Origin of the sequence: Salmonella sp. SAL4457 (genome assembly GCF_046548235.1) — a bacterium.
Lineage (GTDB): Bacteria > Pseudomonadota > Gammaproteobacteria > Enterobacterales > Enterobacteriaceae > Salmonella > Salmonella enterica.
Map to the genome: position 1 here is coordinate 1 of NZ_JBGDZO010000786.1, position 259 is coordinate 259.

The window sequence follows — 259 nt, forward strand, 5'->3', positions numbered from 1 at the left end:
ACAGGTTCGGGCTCGGGGCGACGCTCGTGCTCTGGTTCCTCGCGGTCGCCGCGATCGTGAAGTGGATCTTCTGGCCCACCGTCATCTACACGGTGTTCTCGACGACTATCTCGCTCTGGATCGTCGCGGGCGTGCTCGCGTTCTACGCCGTGCTCTGGGCGATCCTGACCCTCGACACCCTCCGGCTCGTGCGGCTCGTCAAGACCGCGCCGTCGGCCCGGGCCGGGGTCGCCGCCCTCTCGGTGGTGCTCATGGTGCT

General features: G+C 68.3%; 1 protein-coding gene. It reads left to right on the plus strand.

Going from position 1 to position 259, the window contains the following annotated elements; genetic code table 11:
• On the plus strand, nucleotides 1–259 hold a 259-nt coding region (locus ACLJNW_RS26310; protein WP_410961523.1), incomplete at both ends, for a hypothetical protein.